The organism is Mesorhizobium atlanticum (assembly GCF_003289965.1).
Taxonomy (GTDB): Bacteria; Pseudomonadota; Alphaproteobacteria; order Rhizobiales; family Rhizobiaceae; genus Mesorhizobium; species Mesorhizobium atlanticum.
On the sequence record NZ_QMBQ01000005.1, the window covers coordinates 421,119 to 447,205 of the forward strand.

26 protein-coding genes are annotated in these 26,087 nt (G+C 64.0%); 18 read left to right on the forward strand and 8 right to left on the reverse strand.

The features are described from left to right. The first annotated feature begins 47 nt into the window (after positions 1-47). Entirely contained in the window at positions 48-233 is a 186-nt protein-coding gene (locus DPM35_RS32465; RefSeq protein ID WP_181592071.1) for a hypothetical protein, read from the forward strand. Here DPM35_RS32465 and DPM35_RS19510 read toward each other — a convergent pair. Together DPM35_RS19510 and DPM35_RS19515 are read right to left on the reverse strand one after the other, a co-directional pair. Continuing rightward, positions 209-1,183, reverse strand: coding sequence for a threonine/serine dehydratase family protein (locus DPM35_RS19510; protein ID WP_112128881.1), 975 nt, complete (start codon positions 1,181-1,183; stop codon positions 209-211). The two genes, DPM35_RS32465 and DPM35_RS19510, sit on opposite strands and share 25 nt — an antisense overlap. 361 nt (positions 1,184-1,544) lie before the next feature. Next, the gene (locus DPM35_RS19515) at positions 1,545-1,868 is read right to left on the reverse strand and encodes a hypothetical protein (RefSeq protein ID WP_042637293.1); all 324 of its coding nucleotides are present in this window, start codon (positions 1,866-1,868) and stop codon (positions 1,545-1,547) included. Positions 1,869-2,048: 180 nt separating this feature from the next. Here DPM35_RS19515 and mbfA point away from each other — a divergent pair, with 180 nt between their 5' ends. Further along, positions 2,049-3,032, forward strand: coding sequence for an iron exporter MbfA (mbfA, locus tag DPM35_RS19520; protein WP_112128882.1), 984 nt, complete (start codon positions 2,049-2,051; stop codon positions 3,030-3,032). Between the two features lie 212 nt (positions 3,033-3,244). Here mbfA and DPM35_RS19525 read toward each other — a convergent pair whose 3' ends face one another. Then, a complete protein-coding gene (locus tag DPM35_RS19525; protein ID WP_112129111.1) occupies positions 3,245-4,348 on the reverse strand; it encodes a TadE/TadG family type IV pilus assembly protein in 1,104 nt (367 codons plus the stop codon). Between the two features lie 337 nt (positions 4,349-4,685). On the opposite strand from DPM35_RS19525, the gene lepA reads away from it, so the two are divergent. The 13 genes from lepA to DPM35_RS19590 all read left to right on the forward strand — a co-directional run bounded on the left by lepA (position 4,686) and on the right by DPM35_RS19590 (position 18,220). Continuing rightward, the gene (gene lepA / locus DPM35_RS19530) at positions 4,686-6,491 is read left to right on the forward strand and encodes a translation elongation factor 4 (RefSeq protein WP_042637290.1); all 1,806 of its coding nucleotides are present in this window, start codon (positions 4,686-4,688) and stop codon (positions 6,489-6,491) included. A 110-nt stretch (positions 6,492-6,601) separates the two neighbouring features. Continuing rightward, positions 6,602-7,561: an HTH domain-containing protein gene (locus DPM35_RS19535; RefSeq protein WP_181592072.1), complete on the forward strand. Its 960-nt coding sequence runs from the start codon at positions 6,602-6,604 to the stop codon at positions 7,559-7,561. Further along, a complete protein-coding gene (locus tag DPM35_RS19540) occupies positions 7,527-8,996 on the forward strand; it encodes a hypothetical protein (RefSeq protein ID WP_146767968.1) in 1,470 nt (489 codons plus the stop codon). The genes DPM35_RS19535 and DPM35_RS19540 overlap by 35 nt, the downstream gene beginning before the upstream one ends. A 67-nt stretch (positions 8,997-9,063) precedes the next feature. Next, positions 9,064-9,576, forward strand: coding sequence for a hypothetical protein (locus DPM35_RS32470; protein WP_181592073.1), 513 nt, complete (start codon positions 9,064-9,066; stop codon positions 9,574-9,576). An 11-nt stretch (positions 9,577-9,587) separates the two neighbouring features. Beyond that, positions 9,588-10,097, forward strand: a complete 510-nt coding sequence (locus tag DPM35_RS19550; protein WP_112128885.1) for a hypothetical protein — start codon at positions 9,588-9,590, stop codon at positions 10,095-10,097. Between the two features lie 231 nt (positions 10,098-10,328). Further along, the gene (locus tag DPM35_RS19555) at positions 10,329-10,676 is read left to right on the forward strand and encodes a hypothetical protein (RefSeq protein ID WP_112128886.1); all 348 of its coding nucleotides are present in this window, start codon (positions 10,329-10,331) and stop codon (positions 10,674-10,676) included. A 125-nt stretch (positions 10,677-10,801) separates the two neighbouring features. Next, on the forward strand, positions 10,802-11,173 hold the full coding sequence (locus tag DPM35_RS19560; RefSeq protein ID WP_112128887.1) for an endonuclease domain-containing protein: 372 nt from the start codon (positions 10,802-10,804) through the stop codon (positions 11,171-11,173). A gap of 215 nt (positions 11,174-11,388) precedes the next feature. Next, positions 11,389-11,760 carry a hypothetical protein gene (locus tag DPM35_RS19565; RefSeq protein ID WP_112128888.1) on the forward strand — a complete coding sequence of 124 codons (372 nt, stop codon included), beginning with the start codon at positions 11,389-11,391 and terminating at the stop codon, positions 11,758-11,760. 126 nt (positions 11,761-11,886) lie between these two features. Then, on the forward strand, positions 11,887-12,258 hold the full coding sequence (locus DPM35_RS19570; RefSeq protein ID WP_112128889.1) for an endonuclease domain-containing protein: 372 nt from the start codon (positions 11,887-11,889) through the stop codon (positions 12,256-12,258). A 179-nt stretch (positions 12,259-12,437) separates the two neighbouring features. Next, positions 12,438-13,064: a CDGSH iron-sulfur domain-containing protein gene (locus tag DPM35_RS19575; RefSeq protein ID WP_112128890.1), complete on the forward strand. Its 627-nt coding sequence runs from the start codon at positions 12,438-12,440 to the stop codon at positions 13,062-13,064. Positions 13,065-13,122: 58 nt separating this feature from the next. Further along, positions 13,123-13,425 (forward strand): cupredoxin domain-containing protein, encoded by a 303-nt coding sequence (locus tag DPM35_RS19580; RefSeq protein WP_112128891.1) that lies wholly within the window; start codon positions 13,123-13,125, stop codon positions 13,423-13,425. A 342-nt stretch (positions 13,426-13,767) separates the two neighbouring features. Further along, the gene (locus tag DPM35_RS19585; RefSeq protein WP_112128892.1) at positions 13,768-15,789 is read left to right on the forward strand and encodes a hydantoinase/oxoprolinase family protein; all 2,022 of its coding nucleotides are present in this window, start codon (positions 13,768-13,770) and stop codon (positions 15,787-15,789) included. A gap of 250 nt (positions 15,790-16,039) precedes the next feature. Next, positions 16,040-18,220: a malate synthase G gene (locus tag DPM35_RS19590; RefSeq protein WP_112128893.1), complete on the forward strand. Its 2,181-nt coding sequence runs from the start codon at positions 16,040-16,042 to the stop codon at positions 18,218-18,220. A 39-nt stretch (positions 18,221-18,259) separates the two neighbouring features. Here the strand turns inward: DPM35_RS19590 and DPM35_RS19595 are convergent, their stop codons facing one another. Beyond that, the gene (locus DPM35_RS19595) at positions 18,260-18,775 is read right to left on the reverse strand and encodes a GNAT family N-acetyltransferase (RefSeq protein WP_112128894.1); all 516 of its coding nucleotides are present in this window, start codon (positions 18,773-18,775) and stop codon (positions 18,260-18,262) included. Positions 18,776-18,935: 160 nt separating this feature from the next. Between DPM35_RS19595 and DPM35_RS19600 the strand changes: the two genes are divergently transcribed. The 3 genes from DPM35_RS19600 to DPM35_RS19610 all read left to right on the forward strand — a co-directional run bounded on the left by DPM35_RS19600 (position 18,936) and on the right by DPM35_RS19610 (position 21,743). Next, positions 18,936-19,526, forward strand: a complete 591-nt coding sequence (locus DPM35_RS19600; protein WP_112128895.1) for a DUF308 domain-containing protein — start codon at positions 18,936-18,938, stop codon at positions 19,524-19,526. Positions 19,527-19,656: 130 nt separating this feature from the next. Beyond that, positions 19,657-20,244 carry a TetR/AcrR family transcriptional regulator gene (locus DPM35_RS19605; protein ID WP_112128896.1) on the forward strand — a complete coding sequence of 196 codons (588 nt, stop codon included), beginning with the start codon at positions 19,657-19,659 and terminating at the stop codon, positions 20,242-20,244. Between the two features lie 266 nt (positions 20,245-20,510). Beyond that, positions 20,511-21,743: a serine hydrolase domain-containing protein gene (locus DPM35_RS19610; RefSeq protein WP_112128897.1), complete on the forward strand. Its 1,233-nt coding sequence runs from the start codon at positions 20,511-20,513 to the stop codon at positions 21,741-21,743. A 225-nt stretch (positions 21,744-21,968) separates the two neighbouring features. Here DPM35_RS19610 and DPM35_RS19615 read toward each other — a convergent pair whose 3' ends face one another. The 4 genes from DPM35_RS19615 to DPM35_RS19630 form a co-directional block, all read right to left on the reverse strand. Next, positions 21,969-23,498, reverse strand: a complete 1,530-nt coding sequence (locus DPM35_RS19615; RefSeq protein ID WP_112128898.1) for a YifB family Mg chelatase-like AAA ATPase — start codon at positions 23,496-23,498, stop codon at positions 21,969-21,971. Between the two features lie 149 nt (positions 23,499-23,647). After that, positions 23,648-24,589: a glutathione synthase gene (gshB, locus tag DPM35_RS19620; protein ID WP_112128899.1), complete on the reverse strand. Its 942-nt coding sequence runs from the start codon at positions 24,587-24,589 to the stop codon at positions 23,648-23,650. Positions 24,590-24,668: 79 nt separating this feature from the next. Next, entirely contained in the window at positions 24,669-25,043 is a 375-nt protein-coding gene (locus DPM35_RS19625) for a GtrA family protein (protein WP_112128900.1), read from the reverse strand. After that, complete coding sequence (locus DPM35_RS19630) at positions 25,043-26,047, reverse strand: glycosyltransferase (RefSeq protein ID WP_112128901.1); 1,005 nt, start codon at positions 26,045-26,047, stop codon at positions 25,043-25,045. Before DPM35_RS19630 ends, DPM35_RS19625 begins: the two co-directional genes overlap by 1 nt. Positions 26,048-26,087 lie beyond the last annotated feature (40 nt).

Here is a 26,087-nt window from a genome sequence, read left to right on the forward strand (position 1 = left end):
CTGGATGCCGATCCGGTCGCTGGAGAGATCAGGCGCAGGGATGCGAAATGGCGCACGCCGCCGCGACCACGGAAGAAAGTTTCTCGCGCTTCGACAAGCGCGGCTTTTCGTATGTCTTCTTCATGCTGTCCCCGTCCAGGTTCAAAGTTGCCCGCGGTCAGCTTACAACTGTTCTGAAGCGGATGCATCCCCATTCGGGAGATGCCGATCAAGCGGCCATGATCTGCGCGTAGGTGCTGAAATCGACATTGCCGCCGGACAGCACCACGGCAACAGTTTTGCCGGCGAGGTCGATCTCGCCGGAGGAGAGCGCGGCAAAGGCGACGCAGCCGCCCGGCTCGACCACCAGCTTGAGATAAGCCATGGCGTCGCGCATCGCCTGCGCCGCCGCCTTGTCGGAGACGGCGATGGCGCCGGCGAGATTTTTGCGGTTGATCTCGAAGGTGATGGCGCCGGGCTCGGCGGTAAGCAGCGCGTCGCAGATCGAGCTGTGGCCGGGCTCGTTCGAAACGCGCTCGCCCTTGGCCAGCGAGCGGCGCGTGTCGTCGAAATGCTCCGGCTCGACCGCCCAGACTTGGGTGTTCGGCGAGGCGTCCTTGACCGCGACGGAAATGCCGCTCGACAGGCCGCCGCCGCCGCAGGGGATGACGACGGCGTCGAGCGCCACGCCAAGCGCCTTGGCCTGCCGCATCAATTCCAGCCCGATCGTGCCCTGGCCGGCGATGATGGCCGGATCGTCGAAGGGCGGCACCAGCGCCATGCCTTGTTCGATATAGGGGCGCACGACCGTCATGCGATCCTCCTTGAAACGGTCGAACGTCACCACCTCGGCGCCCATCTTGCGCACATTGCCGATTTTCATTGCCGGCGCGTCGGCCGGCATGGCGATCACCGCCTTGACGCCGAACATCGCGGCCGACGCCGCCACCCCCTGCGCATGGTTGCCGGACGAGAAGGCGACGACGCCGCGGCTGCGCTCTTCCTCGCTCAGCGTCGACAATTTGTTGTAGGCGCCGCGGATCTTGAAGGAACCGGTGCGCTGCAGCGTCTCCGGCTTGAACAGGATGCGGCCGCCATAGCGCCTGTTGAGATCGGGCGATTCGATCAGCGGCGTCTTGACGATCAGGCCGGAAAGCCGCTCGGCGGCGACGCGGATATCGGAGATGCCGGGTGGTGTGAGCATGGTGCGGGCCTCGTGATCTGAGTGCATCCATGGTGCACGCAAATAGAGGCAGCGCGCCAACGAAAAAATGTGATGGAGACAAGGTTGGCGGATTATCTTCTCCGCCGGCGCCGCCCCTCATCTGGCTGCCGCCATCTTCTCCCCGTGAACGGGGAGAAGGGCGCTGTCGCCGCTGCTTTCGCCAATCGCCGACGCTGCGGGGAGGGAGCCAGCATCGCGGCCGGCTTCTTTCTCCCCGTTCACGGGGAGAAATGCCCGGCAGGGCAACGAGGGGCGGCGCCGACTTTGGCGATTGGCGACTGCTCAGCCTCTCCACCGTGGATTGAGCCTTTCGGCTTTCCGTTTGCCGCACACCGCATTCTCACCCCAGCAGCGTCGGCGTCCGCTTCTTGCCGCCGAGCTTGCGCCAGGTGTTGAAGCGGTGGGTGGCGGCGGCGAAGGATATCTTCATCTGCTGGGAAACCGTGTAGCGCGACTTGCCTTCGTCGAACATGCGGTAGCAGCACTCAGCACCCTCCTCGGTCAGCTTGCCGTCCGGCGTCTTGTTGTGCGGGTTGGCCGGATCGAATTTCTCGAGCTGTTCTTCGACCAGGCCCTTCAGGCGCTGCAGGTCGGCCTCGATGCTGGCGATGAGATCGAGCACCGGTTTGGCGTCGAATGCGTGCGGCGGCTTCTTCTCCGTCATTGCGTTGGTCTCCTTCGATTTCGGCTGTTGCCTCTATATAGGTTAACATTCGGCAATAATGAAGAGCCGGTCGGGTCACGTTCGGTCATCCATTTTCGCGCGCGGCCCGTGGCCTTCGCAATTGACGTCACGCGCTTGAAACCATAGTTTAGAATCATTCTAAACTAGAGTGATCCCATCATGCTTTCCCGTGTTTTCGGCTTCGGCCGCCGTTCCTTCGATTCGCTGTCGGAGCAGGAGATCCTGGCGCTGGCGATCTCCTCCGAGGAGGATGACGGGCGCATCTACCGCGCCTATGCCGATGGCCTGGCGCAGGATTTCCCGCAATCGGCCAAGGTATTCGAGGCGATGGCCGAGGAGGAGGACGGCCATCGCGACGCGCTGATCGAGCTTCACCGCAAGCGCTTCGGCGACCGCATTCCGCTGATCCGGCGCGAGCATGTGAGGGGCTATTACGAGCGCAAGCCGGACTGGCTGGTGCGGCCGCTCGGCATCGAGCATGTGCGCCGGCAGGCCGAGGAGATGGAGCGGCAGGCCTACCGCTTCTATGTCGAGGCCGCCAAGCGCACCACCGACGCCTCGACGCGCAAATTGCTCGACGATCTCGCTTTGGCCGAGCAGGGCCATGAGAGCTCGGCGCATGAACTGGAGCAAACCCACGTTCCGGGCGAGGTCAAGGCCGAGGAAGCGAGCGCCGAGCAGCGCCAGTTCATCCTCACCTATGTGCAGCCGGGGCTGGCCGGATTGATGGACGGCTCGGTGTCGACGCTGGCGCCGATCTTCGCCGCCGCCTTCGCCACGCATGCGACATTCCAGACTTTCCTCGTCGGCCTCGCCGCCTCGATCGGCGCCGGCATCTCGATGGGCTTCACCGAAGTGGCCTCCGATGACGGCAAGCTTTCGGGGCGCGGTTCGCCGATCAAGCGAGGCTTGACCGTCGGCATCATGACGACGCTGGGCGGGCTCGGCCACGCGCTGCCTTACCTCATCCCCTATTTCTGGACGGCAACCATCGTCGCGGCGGTGGTGGTGTTCTTCGAGCTGTGGGCGATCGCCTTCATCCAGAACCGCTACATGCAGACGCCGTTCTGGCGCGCCGCCTTCCAGGTGGTGCTGGGCGGCGCGCTGGTGTTCGGGGCCGGCGTGCTGATCGGGAACGCCTAAAGCATGTCTCCCGAAAGTGGAACCGGTTTCGGGATAACGACATGCGTTAAATCAAAAACCTAAAGCGCATGGAGCGAATCTGAAAGATCGCGACGCGCTTTAGAGCAATTCAAGGAAAAATGTGAGCGGTTTTCCGTCCGGAATTGCGTAAAAACAAGGAGGTGGAGCGTTTCACCGTTTCCGTGAAACGGTGAAACGCGCTGCGCCGCGCCCTACTGCGTCAGCACCGTTTCCGACGGGCGCTGGTTGAAGTCGCACTTGCCGGTTGTGGTGTAGAAGAAGTCGGCGTTGCTGACATCGGCGGGCACCGCGTTGCCGCCGTCTTCCCAGGCCTGGTACCCGGTCTGGCCGCAGGGCACGGCGGTGAAGATGTTGACGGTCTGGCCGGTCGCCACCTCCGGCATGCTGGTGGCGCTGGCGCCGATATAGAGCCGGTTCGAGGTGGCGGGATCGTCCGACCGCAGCGTCGTTGGATTGCCCGAAGGCACCTTCATCTCCAGATAGAGCTTGTCCATCTGGCTGACGTCGATCACCGCGCCGGTGCCATTGGCGGGGTAGAAGGTGTCGGTGCAGGTCGTCACATATCTCTTGCCGTTGCTGTCGGTCTGGGTGATCGCTCCGGTGGGCAGGCTGGTGAAGTTCTTCACCGTTTTGGTCGCGCAGTCCTGTTGCTGGACGACCGTGCTGGTCGAGCCGTTGATGGTGCTCACCGTGGTCGTGCCGTAGCCCTTCGGATCGCCGAAACCATTATAAGTGTAGCTGATCGTCATCAGCGGCTTGGCCACCGTATCGCCGAACTTGGTGCCGTAGAGCGTCATGGTCTTGTTCCAGTAACCCGACACTTTCGTCACCTTGAAGGTGGACTGCACCAGCGCCGGCGTCTTGCGCACAGCGGCGGCGACGCCGACCTGCACCGAGTTGATGCGGGCGATCTGCATGAAATTGGTCGGCATCGGATAGCTGGCCGTGGCGGCGAAGGTCGCCGAGCCGTCGGCGGCGACATTGACGTTGGTGAGCGTCGCCGTGCCCTGGCCGCTATTGGCCACATAAGCCTGCTGCAGCGCCGTCTGCCGGTCGCCCTTCGATGTCGTCGTCGGTAGCGTGGTGATCGAAATGATCGCGGCGTCGAGCGCGTTCTGCATGTCGCTGCGGGTCGTCACCGCCGAGGTGTAGTCGACCGAAAAGCCGACTGCCGTCACCAGCGGGATCGTCAGCAGCACCATCATCGGCATGATCGAGCCGTCGCGGTTGGCGAGGAAGCGTCTCGCCGCCCCGGCCACCCCGGCCGGGCTGAACTTTCGGACTGAACTGGGCATGCTTAAGGCCTTCATCATCGCGGCATCGAGCCGGTTTACCATCCGGTCGCGAAGCATGCCTTAAAGCGGTGCATGAATGTTTAAGCGGGTTTGAGTGCTTTTTGGGAGCGCTCCTTCGCCCCGTTTACGGGGAGAAGGTGGATCGGCGCGCCAGCGCCGAGACGGATGAGGGGTGAGTCACCTCGACGACGATCTCATCCGAGGCGCGCCATGTGCTCACCCGTCCACGACGGACTCACCCCTCATCCGCCCTTCGGGCACCTTCTCCCCGTGAGCGGGGCGAAGGAAAAAGCCCCGCCGCTTGCCCCTCAACCCGGCCCCTGCTAAAGCGCGCCGCATGACGACGCCCCTCGACCACATCCGCAATTTCTCCATCGTCGCCCATATCGACCATGGCAAATCCACGCTTGCCGACCGGCTGATCCAGCTCACCGGCGCGCTGGAGGAGCGCGACATGAAGGAGCAGGTGCTGGACTCGATGGATATCGAGCGCGAGCGCGGCATCACCATCAAGGCCCAGACGGTGAGGCTCAACTACCGCGCCAGGAACGGCGAGGACTATGTGCTGAACCTCATCGACACGCCCGGCCATGTCGACTTCGCCTATGAGGTGTCGCGTTCGCTGGCCGCCTGCGAGGGCTCGCTCTTGGTGGTCGACGCCAGCCAGGGCGTCGAGGCGCAGACGCTCGCCAATGTCTACCAGGCCATCGACAACAACCACGAGATCGTCGTGGTGCTGAACAAGGTCGACCTGCCGGCGGCCGAGCCCGAGCGCATCCGCGAGCAGGTGGAGGAGGTGATCGGCCTCGACGCCTCCAACGCCGTGCTGATCTCGGCCAAGACCGGCCAGGGCGTGCCGGACGTGCTGGAGGCGATCGTCCACCAGCTGCCGCCGCCGCGCGAGGGCGACATCAACGCACCCTTGAAGGCCATGCTGGTCGACAGCTGGTACGACGCCTATCTCGGCGTCATCGTGCTGGTTCGCATCATCGACGGCGTGATGAAGAAGGGCCAGACCATCCGCATGATGGGCACGGGCGCAAAGTATCTCGTCGAGCGCACCGGCGTGTTCAAGCCGGCCCGCGTCAATGTCGACGAGCTCGGCCCCGGCGAGTTCGGCTTCTTCACCGGCTCGATCAAGGAAGTGGCCGACACCCGCGTCGGCGACACCATCACCGAGGACCGCCGCCCGACGCAGAAGGCCCTGCCCGGCTTCAAGCCGGCGCAGCCGGTGGTGTTTTGCGGCCTGTTCCCGGTCGACGCCGCCGATTTCGAGGATCTGCGCGCCGCAGTCGGCAAGCTGCGCCTCAACGACGCCAGCTTCTCCTACGAGATGGAAACCTCCGCCGCGCTCGGCTTCGGCTTCCGCTGCGGCTTCCTCGGGCTGCTGCACCTGGAGATCATCCAGGAACGGCTGGAGCGCGAGTTCAACCTCGACCTCATCGCCACCGCGCCCTCCGTCGTCTACCGCATGAATCTCATCGACGGCACGGTGAAGGAACTGCACAACCCGGCCGACATGCCCGACGTGGTCAAGATCGCCTCGATCGAGGAGCCGTGGATCCGCGCCACCATCCTGACCCCCGACGACTATCTCGGTGGCATCCTGAAACTCTGCCAGGACAGGCGCGGCATCCAGGCCGATCTCTCCTATGTCGGCAAGCGCGCCATGCTGACATACGATTTGCCGCTCAACGAGGTGGTGTTCGACTTCTACGACCGGCTGAAGTCGATCTCCAAGGGCTACGCCTCCTTCGACTATCATTTGACAGACTATCGCGAGGGCGACCTGGTGAAGATGTCGATCCTGGTCAATGACGAGCCGGTCGACGCCTTGTCCATGCTGGTGCACCGCTCAGCGGCGGAAAAGCGCGGCCGCGCCATGTGCGAGAAGCTGAAGGAGCTGATCCCGCAGCACCTGTTCAAGATCCCGATCCAGGCGGCAATAGGCGGCCGCATCATCGCCCGCGAGACCGTCTCGGCCCTGCGCAAGGACGTCACCGCCAAATGCTACGGCGGCGACGTGACCCGCAAGCGCAAGCTGCTCGACAAGCAGAAAGAGGGCAAGAAGCGGATGCGCCAGTTCGGCAAGGTGGATATCCCGCAGGAGGCGTTTATCCAGGCGCTGAAGATGGGGGATTGAGTGCCTAAGCTGTCAGTAAGGTTGGCCTCCTATCCTAAGGTGAGTTGACTGATCTACCTTAGAGGGGACTATGATCGAGTTCGCCGCGACCTATCCTGTGGGTAGCTAACTTGGACTCATACCTCAGCATCGCGCAACGCGTCCTAGAACAAGAGCGCAAACCAATGAGTGCGCGACAAATGCTGGATGCTGCGTATCGAATGCGCGTCGTGCCTGATCATCTATTCGGAAAGACTCAGCACAAAACCCTTCACGCAAGGATCGCAGAGGACATTCTCTTGCGAAGGGTAAGGAGTGCTTTCGTGCGCACGGAGCCTGGGCGTTTCATGTTGCGTCGGCTGCTATCGGACAGCACCCTTCCTGAGAGCTACAAACGAGAGTTCCCCGCCCCTCGGAGAGCCGAACAGCTTCGCAACTTTCCTGTATTATCGGTTAGACGTCCCCAGATACCCAATGGGGAATTTGTAAGGTCTACCGATAAATATGGACTGACAGAAGAAATCGCTAGTTGGAAGCCCGAGTATAGGATATTGGCGGACATATGGGATGATCATGATTTTCTATTCTTTAGAGCCTTTACCATAGTTGTTAAGGGCTCCGAGATATTGACCCACGAAAGCGTCGGGCGGACTCTTGACGACCTGCCCGCCGAAAAATCTCTGGGGTTTTTTACATATCTTACGGAAACGGATCTATCATTGTTCTCTGCTGATAGCTTCGGTATTGACGAGGCTTGCAGGCGAGCTTTGGCGGAGCAGATACAGGCCTCTGACGACCTGATCGAGGAAGCCGAGCAGTCGAATTCGATAAACTACTGGGGCTGGTTTACAATTCAGGATGGAAAGTATAGACCAAACGCGGTTTACATTATCATGTCATATACCTGCCCCGAGCGTTTTGACCCGGTACGTCGTCTAGGACGGCATGGCGGCGTTCGGTGGGAGTCTTGCCTTCTGCATCTAAATACCTACGACGGCTTTGAGAAAAGATCGCAGCGGTTAATTAGGACGGGAATATTGAATCGAATTATTGATCATGAGAGCAGCAAGGCGCCTAATATCAAAGGATGAAGAACTAGCAATTCGCCTTTTGTTGCAAACAAATCGAGAGGACAGCGTAAAGCTTGGCCTCATAAGGATTTGCGAACTATATCAGAAAGGCTATCGTTTCGATGGCGCCCCGGATATTAGGCGCACAGTGCGGGGTTTCCTATTCTCAGCTCAGACCGAATTAGAGCGATGGGCTCTAAAGGTCATAGTGGAGTTCAAAGACCCCAGAGATCACGAGATCGTCGCTGGGAGATTGAAGAGCCCGCCAACAGACCTGGAAACGGCATCATGGGTGATCGCAGCTTTCATGGCCGTTTCGACTCCCGATCAGATAAGCGATGCGATCAGGGTAGGGCTCATTCCAAAGAACGAGCTGTCTCTTTTGGCTCTCAATTTCTCTGAATCGGCTGGCGGCGGCATCTCAACAGATTTTCCGAAAATCAACATAGAGAAAGCAAGTGAAATAGAGCTGAAGTGGGCATGCATATGTTTTGGGACTGAGCGCGTAAAGGGTGATATTTTTGATCCGAAATTCGATCAAGCAGGGCAACTCGTAGCGCTGAACGGACACGATAGTAGTAGTGTCGCTCAGTATTCAATATACGGCATGTATCGCGTCCCAGCCTTGGGGTTCAAGCACCTTGCGTTTCCGGCTCACGCAATAGCGCAGAAGCCAGTCGACGTCCGCCGCTGGTCATACCGGCTTTTTACCAAGGAAAAGACCGTCGTTATCGAGAGTCAGGATTTTCTTTCGGGTGTCATTCGATCTGAGACTGACGGCCGGGCGAGGGAAGGACTTGCGCTGGGGCTCCGGCATGTCTGGTACGATGGCTTGGACGTCACCATGACCGACTGGTATTCTCGGGAGAATGACGCAAAAGTAAGAGCAGCCATTCTTGAGCATATGGCTACAAATAGTCATAGGTCGGGAAGTTACATGAGTGTGGTTCTGGACGCCTTCGACAGGGAGCCGCCCGGAAGCCTTCTACAAGCTCGCATATTGCATGCTGCCGGTTCGACACCTGCATATCGGGCGATTAAAGAGAAGGAAGCGCTTAGTCCGAGGGCCGATGATATGTTCGGCTGGGGTAATGGAAATATCTTCATAGGGAGCGTGTCTGTGAGCAACAAACAGGAAATCTCGGGCAGCAACATTCAGATTGGTGCAAACGCAGTTGGAGGTAATGCGTATGCTCAAAAGATATCGCAAATGCTTGCGGATCAGTCATTCGGGGAGAACATTGAGCGGGTGCGGAAGATAGCCGCTGGTCAGGAGTCGCCTGAAGCGGAGGCGGTCGTAAAGGCTGTTGCTGACTTCGATAAAGAAAAGAGCGAGGCAAACGGCAGGTCGCTTCTGGAGAAGGCTAAGACATGGGCAGGGGTAGCGGCTCTTTCAGGCGAGACTGCCGAATACGTTAAGCAACTGATTGACGCACTCTCCTCATTGTTCAGCTAGCGCACGTCTGTAGTTGGACAGCGCCATACTCCGTTGTATCCTCTCCCCAGGCTTGGGGAGACACCACATGCGCTCCACCTCGGACACCATCGCCGTGATCGGCCTCGCCATCGGCGGAGCGTTGGGCATGGCGGGCACGTTCGTTGCCAGCGACGCGCTGCGCGAGACGTTGTGGACCATCGACGGCGTGGGCGTCGTCGTCGCGGCGGCGCTGCTGACGATGAAATACCAGCGGCTCGGCAATGATCTCGTCGCGGCCGGCTTCCTCACTTTCCTTGCCGGCGAAAGCCTGCTTCTGGCCGGCAATGCGGCGGGGCTGCAGGCGAGCGTGTCTTCCTATGCCGGCGGCATTGCGCTGTGGGCGGCTGGGCTGGTTATGGTCAGCGCGCAAGCCACCTTCGCGCTCTGGATGCGGCTCACGGCCTTCGTCGCCGCCGCGCTCTTCGCCGTCTCGGTCCTGATGATCCTGTGGGGCGCGCCGCTTTTGCCCACCTCGTCGCCGCTGCCGGCGCTCGGCTATCCGTTCCTGGTGCTGACCTTCATCGGCTGGATCTGGACTCTTGTGAAAGCGGAGCGTTGAGTGCCAAGGCCATGGCCGCCCCGCTCGAACTCCGCAACAGCCCGTCGGGAAAGATCCTGCCCGCCGTCGGCCCGTTCCTGATCGGCGGCGTCTTCGGTTTCGGCGCGCTGCAGGGCGTGGCCTCGGGCGCGGATGGTGGGCATGTGCTGTGGATCGCGCTGCTCGGCGCTGCCTGCCTCGCGCTCGGCGCCTTCATCGCGCGCGGCGCCTTCGACACTTCGGTCAAGGTGGTGCTGAACAGCCAGGGTTTTCGCGATACGCGCGCCGGCGACGTGCTGGTGCCGTGGAGCAAGGTGAAAAGCGTGCGCCTCGCCGCCGGCGGCAAGGGCGCGGCGATGCTCAATTTCGAGCTCACCGGCGAGCCGCCCGACGCGATCAGATATTCCTCCGCCAACGCCTTCGGCCTGATGCCCTTCGGCAAGACCACCGTGCATATGGAGATCTCCTCGCTCGACGTGCGCGGCCAGGACCTGGTGGATGCGGTGAAGAAGTTTGCACCGCATGTGGTGGTGAGGAGATAGGGCTCCTCCTTCCCCCCTTGTGGGGGAAGGTGGCCGCGAAGCGGCCGGATGAGGGGTGTTCCAGCGGAGTGAGGCGTCGGCGATGCGCCCGTTTGTGGCGAACGTCCTTGCCAAGCTGGAGCACCCCTCATCCGTCTCGGCGCTGCGCGCCGAGCCACCTTCCCCCACAAGGGGGGAAGGGGAGGTCGCGCCGCTTCCGCTCCCGTGCTCTACTCCGCCGGGGACCTCGCCATGATTCGCGCTTTGCTCGCCTTCCTCCTCTTCACCACGCCGGCCTTCGCTGCCGACATGTCGGTCTTCGTGCGCAACCAGCGCTCGGACGGCGTCGCGCTGGAGCTGTTCAGCCGCGACAGCCAGAAAGTCTGGCCGGGCGGCGACAAGGTCTTCCTCATCCGGCCGAAGGCGCGAAAGTCCGTGCCGATCTCCTGCGAGTCCGGCGAGCATATCTGCTGGGGCGCCTGGGTGGACGGCGACGATTCCGTCACCGCCGGCGTCGGCCCCGACAACGACCAGCCCTGCGACACCTGCTGCTTCATCTGCGTGGAGCATTCGACCGAGACGGTGGATCTGGCGGAGTAGCGCCTCTCCCCTTCTCCCCTTGTGGGAGAAGGTGGATCGGCGCGAAGCGCCGAGACGGATGAGGGGTGCTCCAGCGGAGTGAGACGCCGGATGTTCAGGTCACCAACATTGGCTAATCTCGCGCCATGCCGCACCAACCCGTAACCCCGGCCAAACGCAATTTCGCCCGGTCGATGCGTCGTGAGCCGACAGAGGCGGAAGACCGCTTGTGGCAAGAGCTGCGCGGCCGCCGGCTGGACAAGATCAAATTCCGGCGGCAGGTGCCGATAGGCCGATACGTGGCAGACTTTGTCTGTGCTGAGGCAAAACTCATCGTGGAAATCGACGGCAGCCAGCATGCAGAGTCGCGCCATGACCAGGAGCGCGACGCCGCATTGAAGGCCAGGGGCTTTCGCGTGCTGCGGTTCTGGAACGATGATGTGCTGAAGGAACTGGATGCGGTCTGCGATACCATTATTGCGTATGTGCGGGATGAAAGCCTACAGCCCTGGCGGTAGTGGTGTGTCGGCTTCTTTGCCAAGCTGGAGCACCCCTCATCCGTCTCGGCGCTGCGCGCCGAGCCACCTTCTCCCACAAGGGGAGAAGGGGATGTCGCGCCAAGTCTCCCCAAAAATTCACGCAGCTATTTTCGCCGCCGCCCCTTGGCACCGGCCCACGCCATGCCATCATCGCGCCATCGGCCGTGGGGGCCGATTCGACCTCGGGGGTTTTCATGTCCATCTTTTTCGCGCGCCGCGCCGCAGCCGCGCTTTCGCTTGCCGTCCTCATCGCGCCCGCCGCCCATGCCGGCGACGTCACCTTCCAGATCAGGAACAACCATCCCAACGCCATGCGGGTCGAGCTCTACAGCCAGGACCGCGACTATGTCTGGCCGGGCGACGGCAAGGATTTCTATCTCGACGACGGCGAGACCAAGCAATTGCCGATCTCCTGCAACGAGGGCGAGAAGATCTGCTACGGCGCCTGGGTCGACGGCGATGAAAGCACCTATTGGGGTGTCGGCCCCAACAACCAGGAACCCTGCGACGACTGCTGCTACACCTGCAGCGGCGGCCAGACCGAGGAGATCGACCTGGAAGAGTAGCGCCTCTTTCCCTTCTCCCCTTGTGGGAGAAGGTGGATCGGCGCGTAGCGCCGAGACGGATGAGGGGTGCTCCAGCGGAGTGCGACGCCGGATGTTCAAGTCCACGACATTGGCTAATCTCGCGCCATGCCGCACCAACCTGTAACCCCGGCCAAACGGAATTTCGCCCGGTCTATGCGCCGTGAGCCGACAGAGGCGGAAGACCGCCTCTGGCACGAACTGCGCGGCCGCCGTCTGGACAACATCAAATTCCGACGGCAGGTGCCGATGGGCCGATACGTGGCCGACTTTGTGTGTGCCGAGGCTCGGCTCATCGTCGAAATCGACGGTAGCCAGCATGCGGAATCGCGGCATGACCAGGAACGCGACGCCGAATTGAAGGCCAGGGGCTTTCGCGTGCTGCGTTTCTGGAACGATGATGTGCTGAAGGAACTGGATGCAGTGTGCGATACCATTATTGCGTATGTGCGGGACGAGAGTCTGCAGCCTTGGCGGTAGTGGGGCGCACGCGTTCTTGCCAAGCTGGAGCACCCCTCATCCGTCTCGGCGCTACGCGCCGAGCCACCTTCTCCCACAGGGGGAGAAGGGGAAGGCTGCCGACTGCCCATCCTCCCAGCTTGACGCCCTTCGCACCCGCGCCCTAGCCTTGTCTCACCCCAACAGGAGAGCCCACCCAAATGGCAGGCACGGTCGAAGGCGAGAAGATCGACGTTTCCTTCAGCGGCAAGCGCTGCATCCATTCGCGCAATTGCGTGCTCGGCAACCCGCATGTCTTCGTGCCCAATGCGCCTGGCGAGTGGATCCATCCGGAGGCGGCCAGCGTCGAGCAGGTCGTTGCCTTGGCGGAGAACTGCCCGTCGGGCGCGATCACCTACCGCCGCAAGGATGGCGGGCCGCAGGAGAAGCCGCCTGTGGTCAACACGGTGCGTGTCCGCGAAAACGGCCCGCTGGCGGTGCATGCCGAGATCCTGCTTGGTGACGAGACGTTCTTCCGCGCCACGCTCTGCCGCTGCGGCGCTTCGCAGAACAAACCGTTCTGCGACAACAGCCACATCAAGGCCGGCTTCATCGCCACCGGCGAGCCGCCGCTGAAGGAGGCGCAGGTGCTGGACGCTCGGGACGGCCCGTTGAAGGTAACGCCCACCAGCAATGGACCGCTGAAGGTCGAAGGCAATGCCGAGATCGTCACCGGCACCGGCCACACCATCGCCCGCACCACGAAGGTGTTCCTCTGCCGCTGCGGGCATTCGGCCAACAAGCCGTTCTGCGACGGATCGCATAAAAGGGTGGGGTTCGTGGGATGACAAGCGCCGCGCCGGCGTTAGTTAGGGATGAGGTCTCGCGCTCGGGAGGATTTCCATCATGCGCACCATGCTCGTTCTTGCCCTGCTTGCCCTTGCCATGCCCGCCTATGCCGCCAACCACGCGGTCCAGATCAAGGGCATGAAGTTCAACCCGTCGAAGGTCAGCGTCGCGGTCGGCGACACCATCACCTTCACCAACGCCGATCCGATGACGCACACCGCCACGGCCGGGGACGGCTCCTTCGACACCGGCCAGCTCGCCAAGGGCAAAAGCGCCAAGGTCAAGATAACCAAAGCCGGCGCTCACCCGTTCCACTGTGCGATCCATAGCTCGATGACGGGCACCGTCACGGCGAAGTAGAAGGCGCGAGCGGCGGAGCTGCCAGTCTCCCCCTTGTGGGGAGAGCAGAGGGGGGCGTGAAGGAACGCGGTGCCTCAAGATCAAGGTTCCTCGCCCCACGAAGTGGGGAGAGTTGGCTCGGCGAAGCCGAGACGGAGAGGGGAGCGCCCTACGAAGGCCCCCCCTCCGTCCGCTTCGCGGACACCTCTCCCCCGCCTTTGGCGGGGGCGAGGAACCCAAGCCTTGATATGCCGGCGGGCGATCAGCTCTTCTCCCCCTGGCCCACCCCTCTAACCTTTATCCGCCAGTCCGTATCGGCTAAGGGCTTCGCGACAAAGCCCTCGACCCGGGACTGCCCGCAAAATGACCGCCAAGCCTCATCCCCTCTTCCTCGGCATCGACACCGGCGGCACCTACACCGATGCGGTGCTGTGGTCGGAGGAGGGCGGGCCGAAAGGCAAGGTGCTGGCCAAGGCGAAGTCGCTGACGACGCGCCACGATCTCGCCGTCGGCATTTCCGGCGCGGTCGATGCCGTGCTTCAGGAATCCGGCACCGATCCGGCCGCCATCAAGCTGGTCTCGATGTCGACGACGCTTGCCACCAACGCGCTGGTCGAGGGACAGGGCGGGCGCGTGGCGCTGGTCATGATCGGCTTTTCCGAGTCGGATCTTGCCCGCGACGGGTTGAAGACGGCGCTCGGCACCGACCCGGTGGTGTTCTGTCCCGGCGGCCATGACGTGCACGGCAATGCCGCGAAGCTCGACCTGTCCGGCCTCGAGGCGGCGCTGCCCGAGCTTGGGCGTTCGGTGTCGGGCTTTGCCGTCTGCGCCTATTTCGCCACCCGCAACCCGGCGCATGAGCTCGCCGCGCGCGACCTGATCCGCGAGAAGACCGGCCTGCCGGTCACCGCCAGCCACGAGCTTTCGGCCAAGCTCGGCGGCCCGCGCCGCGCGCTCACCACCTTGCTCAACGCAAGGCTGATCTCGATGATCGACCGGCTGGTCGCGGCGACCGAAGGGTTCCTCGCCAAGCGCGGCATCGCCGCACCCCTGATGGTGGTGCGCGGCGACGGCGCGCTGGTGTCGGCGGCCTTTGCCCGCCAGCGGCCGATCGAGACGATTCTCTCCGGCCCGGCTGCCTCTCTTGTCGGCGCGCGCCACATGACCGGGCTGGACGACGCCATGGTGTCGGACATCGGCGGCACCACGACCGACGTCGCCGTGCTCGACGGCGGCCGCCCGCGCCTCGATCCGGAAGGCGCCACGGTCGGCGGCTTCCGCACCATGGTCGAAGCCGTCGCCATGCGCACCTTCGGCCTCGGAGGCGATTCCGAAGTGGCGCTGGAAGACGGCGCGCTCGACCCGAAGATTCTGCTCGGGCCGCGCCGACTGGTGCCGCTGGCGCTGGCCGGCATGGCGCATGGCGAGGCGGTGACGTCGGAGCTCGAACGGCAGCTGCGGGCGCCGAATCCCGGCCGCATGGACGGACGCTTTGCCCTGCGCACCGGCGTGCCGGATCGCCTTGCCGCCGGCCTCACCGCGCCGGAAGCAAAACTCTACGAGGCGATCGGCACTGTCCCGCTGGCGCTCGACAGGCTGCTCTCGTCCAACGCCCAGAACGCCACGCTGAACCGGCTGGTCGCACGCGGGCTGGTGCATATCTCGGGCTTCACGCCATCCGACGCCGCCCATGTGCTGGGCAAGCAGGCCAATTGGGACGCCGCCACCGCCCGCCTCGGCGCCGAGCTTTTCGCCCGCCGCCGCGACGGCCGCGGCCAGGCGATCGCCGCGACGCCGGAAGCGATTGCCGCGCGCGTTCTGGTCACGCTCACCCGCTGGTCGGCCGAATACATCCTCGAAACCGCCTTCGCCGAGGACGGCCTGGACGGCGCCGCGACCGTGGCGCATGCGCTGGTGCAGCGCGCGGTCGATGCCCATCCCGGCATCGCCCGCTTCACCGTCGCCCTCGACCGCCCGGTCATCGGCCTCGGCGCGTCGGCGCCGCTGCACTATGCCGGCCTGCCGCCGCTGGTCGGCAATGGCTGCATCGTGCCGGAGGACACCGACGTCGCCAACGCGCTCGGCGCCGTGGTCGGCCAGGTGCGCGTCTCGGCCGAAGCCCGCGTCAGCCAGCCCAAGGAAGGCCTGTTCCGCCTCGCCTCGGGCCAGACGGTACGCGACTTCACCGACGAGGCGAAGGCGATCGCGGCGGCCGAGGCCGATGTGCGGGCGATCGCCGCCGAGCGCGCCAAGGACGCCGGCACCGACAGCGCCGAAATCGACGTCGCCACCGAATTCAAGGTCTCGATCATCGAGGGCCAGCGCATGTTCATCGAGGCGCATGTGGTCGCGGTGGCGTCGGGACGGCCGCGGATTGCGGTGTAGCACGACCGCCCCCTTCCCCCCTTGTGGGGGAAGGTGTCGCCGAAGGCGACGGATGAGGGGTGCTCCAGGGAAAGCCAGCGTCTCACTCCGCTGGAACACCCCTCATCCGTCTCGGCGCTTGCGCGCCGATCCACCTTCTCCCACAAGGGGAGAAGGGGAAACCGCGCCTTCCTACACCTAAGCCGAATTGACCCTCGCCCCCCAAACATGCCAAAGGCCCCGGCAAGCCTACCTATCTGGAGACGTGCAGATGACCGACCGCTTCGAGATCGCTGGGTTGCGGATTGCCCGGGAGCTGCATGACTTCGTGGCCGAGGAAGCAGCACCCGGCACCGGCATCGATCAGGAAAAATTCTGGGAAGGCTTTTCCGCCATCGTCCACGACCTCGCGCCGAAGAACCGCGCGCTGCTCGCCAAGCGCGACGCCATGCAGGAAAAGCTCGACGGCTGGTATCGCGAGAACGGCGCGCCGCTCGACATGGAGGCCTACAAGACCTTCCTGAAGGAGATCGGCTATCTGGTGCCGGAAGGCCCGGCCTTCAGCGTCTCGACGGAGCATGTCGATCCCGAGATCGCCGTCGTCGCCGGGCCGCAGCTCGTCGTGCCGGTGATGAATGCGCGCTATGCGCTCAACGCCGCCAACGCCCGCTGGGGCTCGCTCTATGACGCGCTTTACGGCACCGACGCCATTCCCGAGACCGGCGGCGCCGAGAAGGGCAAGAGGTTCAATCCCGCGCGCGGCGCCAAGGTGATCGCCTGGGCGAAGGATTTCCTCGACCAGTCCGTGCCGCTCACATCAGGCAAATGGGCGGGCGTCAACGGATTGTCGGTGGCGAATGGCGCGCTGAAGGCGGGCGAGGGCGCCGGCGCCACCACGCTCGCCGACCCGAAGCAGTTTGCCGGCTATCGCGGCGATGCCGAGAATCCCGAAGCCGTGCTGCTGGTCAAGAACGGCCTGCATATCGAGATCGTGATCGACCACGCCAGCGGGATCGGCAGGACCGATCCAGCCGGCATCGCCGACGTCATCCTGGAATCGGCCTTGACCACCATCCAGGACTGCGAGGATTCGGTCGCCGCCGTCGATGCCGAGGACAAGGTCGTCGTCTACCGCAACTGGCTCGGCCTGATGAAGGGCGACCTTTCGGAAGAGATCACCAAGGGCGGCAAGACTTTTGTCCGCAAGCTCAATCCCGATCGCCGCTATACGGCGCCGAATGGCGGCCAGCTTCTGCTGCCGGGGCGCTCGCTGATGCTGGTGCGCAATGTCGGCCACCTGATGACCAACCCGGCGATCACCGACCGCGACGGAAACGAGGTGCCGGAAGGCATCATGGATGCCGCCATCACCGCGCTGATCGCGTTGCATGATGTTGGCGAAAACGGCCGCCGCGCCAATTCCCGCGCCGGCTCGATGTATGTGGTGAAGCCGAAGATGCACGGGCCGGAAGAGGTTGCCTTCGCGGTGGAAATCTTCGACCGCGTCGAAGCCCTGCTCGGCATGGCGAAAAACACCATCAAGATGGGCATCATGGACGAGGAGCGGCGCACCACCGTCAACCTCAAGGAGGCGATCCGCGCCGCAAAGGAGCGCGTGGTGTTCATCAACACCGGCTTCCTCGACCGCACCGGCGACGAGATCCACACCTCGATGGAAGCCGGCCCGATGATCCGCAAGGGCGACATGAAGCAGGCCGCCTGGATCTCCGCCTATGAGGCCTGGAATGTCGATACGGGCCTCGAATGCGGGCTCGCCGGCCATGCCCAGATCGGCAAGGGCATGTGGGCAATGCCGGACCTGATGGCGGCGATGCTTGAGCAGAAGATCGCGCATCCCAAGGCCGGCGCCAACACCGCATGGGTGCCCTCGCCGACGGCCGCGACGCTGCACGCCACGCATTACCACAAGGTCGATGTGCACGCCGTGCAGGCGGCGCTGAAGAGCCGGCCGAAGGCCAAGCTCGACGACATCCTGTCGGTGCCCGTCGCGGTGCGGCCGAACTGGACGCCGGACGAGATCCAGCGCGAGCTCGACAACAATGCGCAGGGCATCCTGGGCTATGTCGTGCGCTGGATCGACCAGGGTGTCGGCTGCTCGAAAGTGCCCGATATCAACGATGTCGGCCTGATGGAGGACCGCGCCACGCTGCGCATCTCCTCGCAGCACATTGCCAACTGGTTGCGCCACAAGGTCTGCTCGGAAATCCAGGTCCGGGATTCGCTGCAGCGCATGGCGGCGATCGTCGACCGCCAGAATGTCGGCGATCCGCTCTACCGCCCGATGGCGCCGGACTTCGACAAGTCCATCGCCTTCCAGGCCGCCTGCGACCTGGTGTTCAAGGGCACGAGCCAGCCCAATGGCTATACCGAGCCGGTGCTGCATGCGCGGCGGCTGGAGCTGAAGGCGCGCGACAGACAGGGCTCTGCCTGAGTCTGCCGGCTGCCGCCGGCTGGTCGACGGCTGCGGCCCTTACGCGCCTTCGATCGCCCGCGACAGGAAGACATCCGTATGCCTGACATGCGCCGGCGTATCGCGAAAGCGCGCGCAGGGCCTGAAGCCGAACGCTTCGTACAGGGCAACGGCACTGCTCATATAGAAGCTCGTGTGGATCAGCACGGTTCGGGCGGGGCTCTTCTCGATTTGCATCAGCGTGGTGCCTATCAGCGCACGACCTATGCCTTGTCCGCGGAAGGACGCGTCGACGAAGAACTTGTGAAGTTCCACCGCTCCCTCGCCAAACGGGCCGAAGGCGAGGCAACCCGCCGGCAGGCCTCGGGAACGGGCGATGAAGGCCATGGCATTCGGTGCCCCGAATTGCGCGGCCAGTTGAGGGCCGCTTTTTTCGGGCTGAAAGAGAGCCCTGACATCTGCCGCCGAAATGCCATGCGGCGCCGAAGCGTCGACATCCCACTGCGCGAGCCTGCGGCAGAGCCCCGCCAGTGTCTCGAAATCTTCGGCGCTGCGTGCCGGCAGAACTGAAATCATCCCTCGCCCCCGCCCGGATCGGCTCACCATATCACCAAGCTTTCCGGGTGCGAATGCGTCGCAGAGCGTTCAACGCGGCGGCGAAGCCCGCAAACGGCTTGACGAATACAAATCTACCTACTAGTAGGTAGGAACAGAGATCAAAGGAAAGGTATTCGTCATGTCTGCACAAATGAGCGGTCAGAACCGTCCCCAGTCCTCAAATGGCTGGCTCAAAAGCTATTATTATCTGCGTTTTGCCGTGTCGGCGGCCTGGGTCCTGGCGGCGGTCACAGTCGCGAAGACAGTTCCGCCGCTCGCCGCCGCCATGCTCGTCGCCTACCCCCTGTGGGACGCGCTTGCCAATTATGTCGACGCGCAGCGCAGCGGCGGGCTCGGCCGCAACAGGTCGCAACTGCTCAACTTCGCCGTCAGCATCGTCACCGCGATCGCGGTTGCCATCGCGCTTGGCCACAGCATGAACGCGGTGCTCGCGGTCTATGGTGTCTGGGCCGTTTTCTCAGGCGCGTTTCAGCTCCTGACGGCGGCTCGTCGCTGGAAGACCAACGGCGCCCAGTGGGCCATGATCCTGAGCGGCGCCCAGTCGGCGCTGGCCGGTCTCTTCTTCGTCAAGATGGCGGGCGGCGCGGAGGCCATCGGCATCGCCAACGTGGCGCCCTACGCCGCTTTCGGCGCCTTCTATTTCCTCGTGTCCGCCGTGTGGCTGTCAGCCAGCGATATCCTTCGCAAGTCGCCGCAGGCCGTGCGTTGAGATTTTCGCCGCCGGAGGTTAGAGCAATTCCAGGAAAAGTGTTTACGGTTTTCCGTCAGGAATTGCGTCAAAACAAAGGGATAGAGCGGTTCGCCGTTTCCGTGAAACGGGGAACGCTCTACGCACGCCTATGGACAGGCCCTCGAACACCGCCGATGACATCCTGGCCGCCGCGCGACGCTTCATTGTCGCCGGCGGCTATAACGGGTTCAGCTACGCCGATATCGCCGAGGTGGTCGGTATCCGCAAAGCGAGCATCCATCATCATTTCCCGAGCAAGGTCGACCTCGTGCAAACCCTGGTGAGGCGCTACCTCGAGGACGCCGTGACGGGCATGACGGAGCTCGAGCGCAATGTGCCTGAACCGCCGGAGTTGCTTAGAACCTATGCCGGCTTCTGGGCCCAGTGCATCGAGGACGCGAGCAGGCCGTTTTGCGTGTGCGCGTTGCTGGCGAGCGAGCTTCCGGTCCTGCCGCCGGAAGTTGCCGCCGAAGTGCGGGCCTATTTCCAGTTTCTGTCGGGCTGGCTGACAGGCGTCATCGAGCGCGGCGCCGGGCAGGGAACATTGACGATCGCCGCCGCGCCGCGCGTCGAGGCCGAGGCCTTCATGGCGACCGTGCACGGAGCGATGCTTTCCGCGCGTGCCTATGGCGACGTCCTGACCTTCGGCATGATCCTTGCGCCGACCCTGCAGAAGCTGATCCCTGCAGCCGATTGACGTGAACAAGGCAAGGATCGGCCCGGGAAAACAGACCGATTGCAGTCAGACCTCTGCGCCGGGTTATGCGACCTCAGTCAACAGGTTAGCTATCGCTAATATGCTATAAGCAAAAGCGAGGGGTGCAAAATCCATGGGCCGGTTCTGCGGGATCCAGCTGAGGCATGTCTTGTTTCGGCCAGCGATGCCGATGCCCGCAGCCTTGTTCCCGCAATGACCCGCCGACTCCACAAAAGGCCTTCTGTTGCGACGGGATATCGGTTGCGATGAGTCAATTTGGCAGCGAACCAGTTCATGACCCCGCGGACCTCGGCTTCGACAAGGCGCGGCTGGCGCGACTGAAGCGGTGGATGCAGCGCTATACCGACACCGGGCGCTGGCCTGGCGGTGCGGTGCTCATCGCCCGTCACGGAAAACTCGCTTATTTCGACTCTGCTGGATACGCCGACATAGAAGCCAAGCGGCCTTGGCGGCGCGACCTCATCGCCCGCATCTGGTCGATGACCAAGCCGGTCACCGCCGTCGCGCTGCTGATGCTGTATGAGGAGGCGCGCCTGCATCTCGACGATCCGGTCGAAGCCTACCTGCCGGAATTCAAAGACATGCAGCTCCTGATACCGGGCGCAACGTCGCTCGACCAGACGGTGCCCGTCAAAACGAAGATGACGATCCATCAACTGCTGACCCACACATCGGGTCTGAGCCTCTTTACAGGTCCCGGTCTGCTTGGTGAGGCTTATGCCAAAGAAGCGCTCGGCCTTGCCAAGGACTATGGTGGGCTCGACAAGATGGTGCGCAGAATCGCCGAGCTGCCACTGGAATGGGAGCCGGGGACGCGCTGGCAGTACAGCGCGGGGTCCGATGTCATCGGCCGCATCGTGGAAGTCGTTTCCGGAATGCCGCTCGATAGATACTTCGCCACGCGGATTTTCGAGCCCCTCGGCATGACCGACACCGGCTTTTCCGTGCCGGACTCCGGGATCAGCCGTTTCCCCCCGCAGTATGAGGTGACTGCGGGCGGCATGGCGCTGAACGAAGCGCCGGAGGTTTCGGCGTGGCGGCAAGGAAAGGTTGATACGTTTTGTGGCGGCGGCGGGCTCGTCGGAACCATCGACGACTACTGGCGGTTTGCCGAAATGCTGCGCGCTGGAGGTGAGCTGAACGGCGCACGCATCCTCAGTTCCCGCACTTTGCGATTGGCTGCATGCAACCACCTGCCGGGCGACCTTGCCGCGCTGGCAACCGAAGTTTGGGCCGAGACTCAGTTTGACGGCGTCGGGTTCGGTCTGTTGGGCTCCGTCGTCCTCGATCCGGCCAAGGCGCAAATCTCGGCGCAGGTGGGCGACTATGGCTGGGGCGGGGCGGCAGGCACCTTCTTCTGGGTGAGTCCGGCCGACGACATGGTGGTCGTTCTCTTCACGCAACTGCTGCCTTCGAGCGCTATTCCGGTACGCAAGGAGCTGCGCGCGCTCGTCCACGGTGCGTTGACGGGAGCCTGAGACTCGCCGGCCGATGCTGCGCGGAGCAAGTTGGAGCTTGGCAGGCCGTGCTCTGGTGCGGATCACCGTTCCACGAAAACGGCGAACCGCTCTGTCTCCTTGTTTTGACGCAATTCCTGACGGAAGCCTACGGCGAAGACCCCCGAGCCTAACCGTTCACACTTTTCCTGGAATTGCCCTGGCCCGCAAATTCTGACTCCGTGCAGCGCCTGAATTGTTGCGCGATCAAGCCGCCTGCGCCATCCGCTCGGCGGTCATGCGATAAGAGATCGCCTCGGCGAGATGGATGCGGCCCACCGTCTCGCTGGCGTCGAGGTCGGCCAGGGTGCGCGCCACCTTGAGCACGCGGTGATAGGCCCGCGCCGAGAAGCCGAGCTTCTCGCTGGCGTCCTTGAGCAACGTCAGGCCGGCCGTATCGGGCTTGGCGATCTCCTCGATGATCGAAGGCGGGCAGTGCGCGTTGGTGGTGGCGCCGGCGCCGAGCTTTTCCAGCCGCTCGCGCTGCATGCCGCGCGCACGCGCCACGCGCTGCGCCACGGCCGCACTGGTCTCGGCCTTGTCCGGCCGGATCAGGTCGCTTGCCGAGACCGCCGGCACCTCTATCCGAAGGTCGATGCGGTCGAGCAGCGGGCCGGAGATCCGCGCCTGGTATTCGGTGCGGCAGCGGTCGCCGCGCAGGCAGCGATAGCCGGGCTCGCCCGACATGCCGCAGCGGCACGGATTCATCGCCGCCACCAGCTGGATGCGCGCCGGATAGGTGACGCGGTGGTTGGCGCGCGCGATCATGCAGTCGCCCGTCTCCAGCGGCTGGCGCAGCGCGTCCAGCGTCTGCGGCGCGAATTCCGGCAGCTCATCGAGGAACAGCACGCCGTGATGGGCGAGCGAGGCTTCGCCCGGGCGGGCGCGCAGCCCGCCGCCCACCATAGCCGCCATCGAGGCCGAGTGATGCGGGGCGCGGAATGGCCGCCGGTCGGTCAGCTTGCCTTCGCCGAGCTCGCCGGCGACGGACGCGATCATCGACACTTCGAGCAGTTCCTTCGGCGCCAGCGGCGGCAGGATCGAGGGCAGCCTTTGCGCCAGCATCGACTTGCCCGAACCCGGCGGTCCGACCATCAGGAGGTTGTGGCCGCCGGCCGCCGCCACCTCCAGCGCCCGCTTGGCGCTTTCCTGGCCCTTGATGTCGGCAAGGTCGGGCAGGTCGCGCGCGGCGAGCTGGATGCCGGCTTCGGGCCGCGACAGCACCTGCGTGCCGCGGAAATGGTTGGCGACGGCGATCAGGCTGCGTGGCGCAAGAATGTCGAAATCCTTGCCCGCCCAGGCCGCCTCGGGTCCGCAGGCGAAGGGGCAGATCAGACCCTTGCCCTCGGCATTGGCGCCGATCGCCGCCGGCAGCGCGCCGGCCACGCCCGCGATCGTGCCGTCGAGCGACAATTCGCCGAGCACCACATAGCCTGTGAGCATGTCGCCCGGTATGGCGCCCAGCGCCGCCATCAGGCCGAGCGCGATCGGCAGGTCGTAATGGCTGCCTTCCTTGGGCAGATCCGCCGGCGCGAGGTTCACCGTCACCTTCTTCGACGGCATCGACAGGCCGGATGCATGCAGCGCCGCCTGCACGCGCTCGCGGCTCTCGGCCACCGCCTTGTCCGGCAGGCCGACGATCTGCATGCCGACCTTACCCGGCCCGACCATCACCTGGACATCGACCGGCAAGGCCTCGATGCCCTGGAAAGCCACCGTGCGAACCCGCGCCACCATGTTCCCGCGCCCCCGGATGCAGGCTCCCGCGCGGCGCTGCCATCAGCCCGCGCAAGACCTCACGCCAGACAACCACAGATTTGCGGCTTAAGCAAGAACATTACGGGAACATCGCGCGTCGTGCGTTCCAACGGGCGTCGTGTCGAGACTTATCCCCGCTTCTCCTCCACGCAATCCCAGAACAGGCTGGCGATATCCGCGCCGCCGAAACGCTGCACTTCGCGCACGCCTGTTGGCGAGGTGACGTTGATTTCGGTCATGTAGTCGCCGATCACGTCGATGCCGACCAGGATGAAGCCGCGCTCTTTCAGGGAAGGTCCGATGCGCGCGCAGATCTCGCGCTCGCGCTCGGTCAGCTCGGTCTTCTCGGCGCGGCCGCCGACATGCATGTTGGAGCGCGAATCGTGCTCGGCCGGGACGCGGTTGATGGCGCCGACCGGCTCGCCGTCGATCAGGATGATGCGCTTGTCGCCCTTGCGCACGTCCTTGAGATAGCGCTGCACGATATAGGGTTCGCGGAACAGCTGGCCGAACATCTCGAGCAGCGAGGCGAGGTTGCGGTCGGCCTCGTGCAGGTGGAAGATGCCGGCGCCGCCATTGCCGTAGAGCGGCTTGACGATGATGTCGCCGAATTCCTTGCGGAAAGCCGCCACTTCCTGGGGATCCTTGGTGATCAGCGTCTCCGGCATCAGGTCCGGGAATTCGGTGACGAAGATCTTTTCCGGGCTGTTGCGCACCCAGGCCGGGTCGTTGACCACCAGCGTCTTCGGGTGGATGCGCTCCAATATGTGCGTGGTCGTGATGTAGTTCATGTCGAAGGGCGGGTCCTGCCTGAGCAGCACCACGTCCATCTCGGAGAGATCCGTGCGCACCTTCTCGCCCAGCGAGTAATGGTTGCCCTTCTCGTCGCGCACCTGCATCTCCTCGACGCGCGCGAACACCTTGCCGTCCCGCAACGACAGCCGGTCGGGCGTGTAGTGGAAAAGCTTGTGGCCGCGCCGCTGCGCCTCCAGCGACAGCGCGAAGCTGGTGTCGCCGGCGATCGACACGGTGGAGACATGGTCCATCTGGACGGCGATTTTCAGCGGCATCTTCGGTCTCCGGCAAACTCAGTCGCCGATATAAGGAAATCGGCGGCGTCTGCCAATCGTGCATGCTTGGTGCAGAGGCTCAGCGGTCGAAGACCAGCCTGGAATAGCCGAGGAAGGAAAGCGTCATGGCGACGATCGAGGCGATGGCGAGCGCCGCCAGTGGCGGCACGGCCGGCAGCGCGAGCAGGACGGCGCAATAGACTAGGTAGTTGACGATGCTGGTGGCGATGCCGACGCCGCCATAGCGCGCGCCTTCCTGCGCCATGCCGCGGCTCGATGGTGAGAAGGTCAGGTGGCGGTTGATCTGCCAGGTAACGCAGAGCGCGAAACCGATCGAGAGCACGCGCGCCGACAGCGCCCCGAGCGGCGTGGTGGCAAGCAGCAGCCAGAGCGCAACCGCGTCGGCAAGGAAGCCGATGCCGCCGGCAAGACCGAAGCGGAAGAGACGGCCCACTATGCCGCCCGCGAGGCCTTGCCAGCTTCGCCCTTCGGCAACGTCTGGGCAGCTGCCCCGCGCTCGGCCCGGCCGGAGGAAATCGACAGATAGAAGATGCGCTTCTGCTCGGCCCGGCCGCGCGACACCGAATCGAGGATCAGCCCGGTCATCATGGAGAGCATGGCCAGAAGCAGCATGCCGATCGACAGCACCCAGGTCGGCATGCGCGGCACCAGCCCCGTTTCGGCGAACTCGATGAGCACCGGGATCATCAGGCCGATGCTCGCCGCCAGGAAGAACAGCGCGAACGTGCCGAAGAAGCGCAGCGGCTGCGTTTCCTTCACCAGCATGGCGAACATCCACAGGATCCTGGCGCCGTCGCGGAAGGTCGACAGTTTCGACGACGAGCCTTCCGGGCGGCGGCCGTAATCGAGCGCCATCTCGCTCACCGGCAGCTTAAGCTGCGAGGCATGCACCGACATCTCGGTCTCGATCTCGAAGCCGCCGGACACCGCCGGGAAGCTCTTGACGAAGCGGCGCGAAAACACCCGGTAGCCGGAGAAGATGTCGGTGAAGTCGGTCCCGAACAGGCCCTTGTAGAGCCGGTTGAAGATGCGGTTGCCTAAGGCATGGCCGTTGCGGCCGGCATCGTCGGTCACGCCGCGCCTGGTGCCCACCACCATGTCCGAGCGCTCGGTCCGCAGCACGTTGATCAGCTGCGGCGCGTCCTCCGGCGCATAGGTGCCGTCGCCGTCGGCCATCACATAGATGTCGGCATCGATGTCGGCGAACATGCGCCGCACCACATTGCCTTTGCCCTGGCGCTGCTCGCGCACGACGGTGGCGCCGGCGGCGCGGGCCTTCAGCGCCGTGAGGTCCTTGGAATTGTTGTCGTAGACATAGATCGCGGCCGACGGCAGGGTCTCGCGGAAGCGCCGCACGACCTCGCCGATCGTGAGCTCCTCGTTGTAGCAAGGCAGGAGCACGGCGATGACCGGCTCGTGGCGGACTGCATGCGGCATGTCTGTCTCCGGACGCCCGACCAGCCTCCGGCCGGCTGAT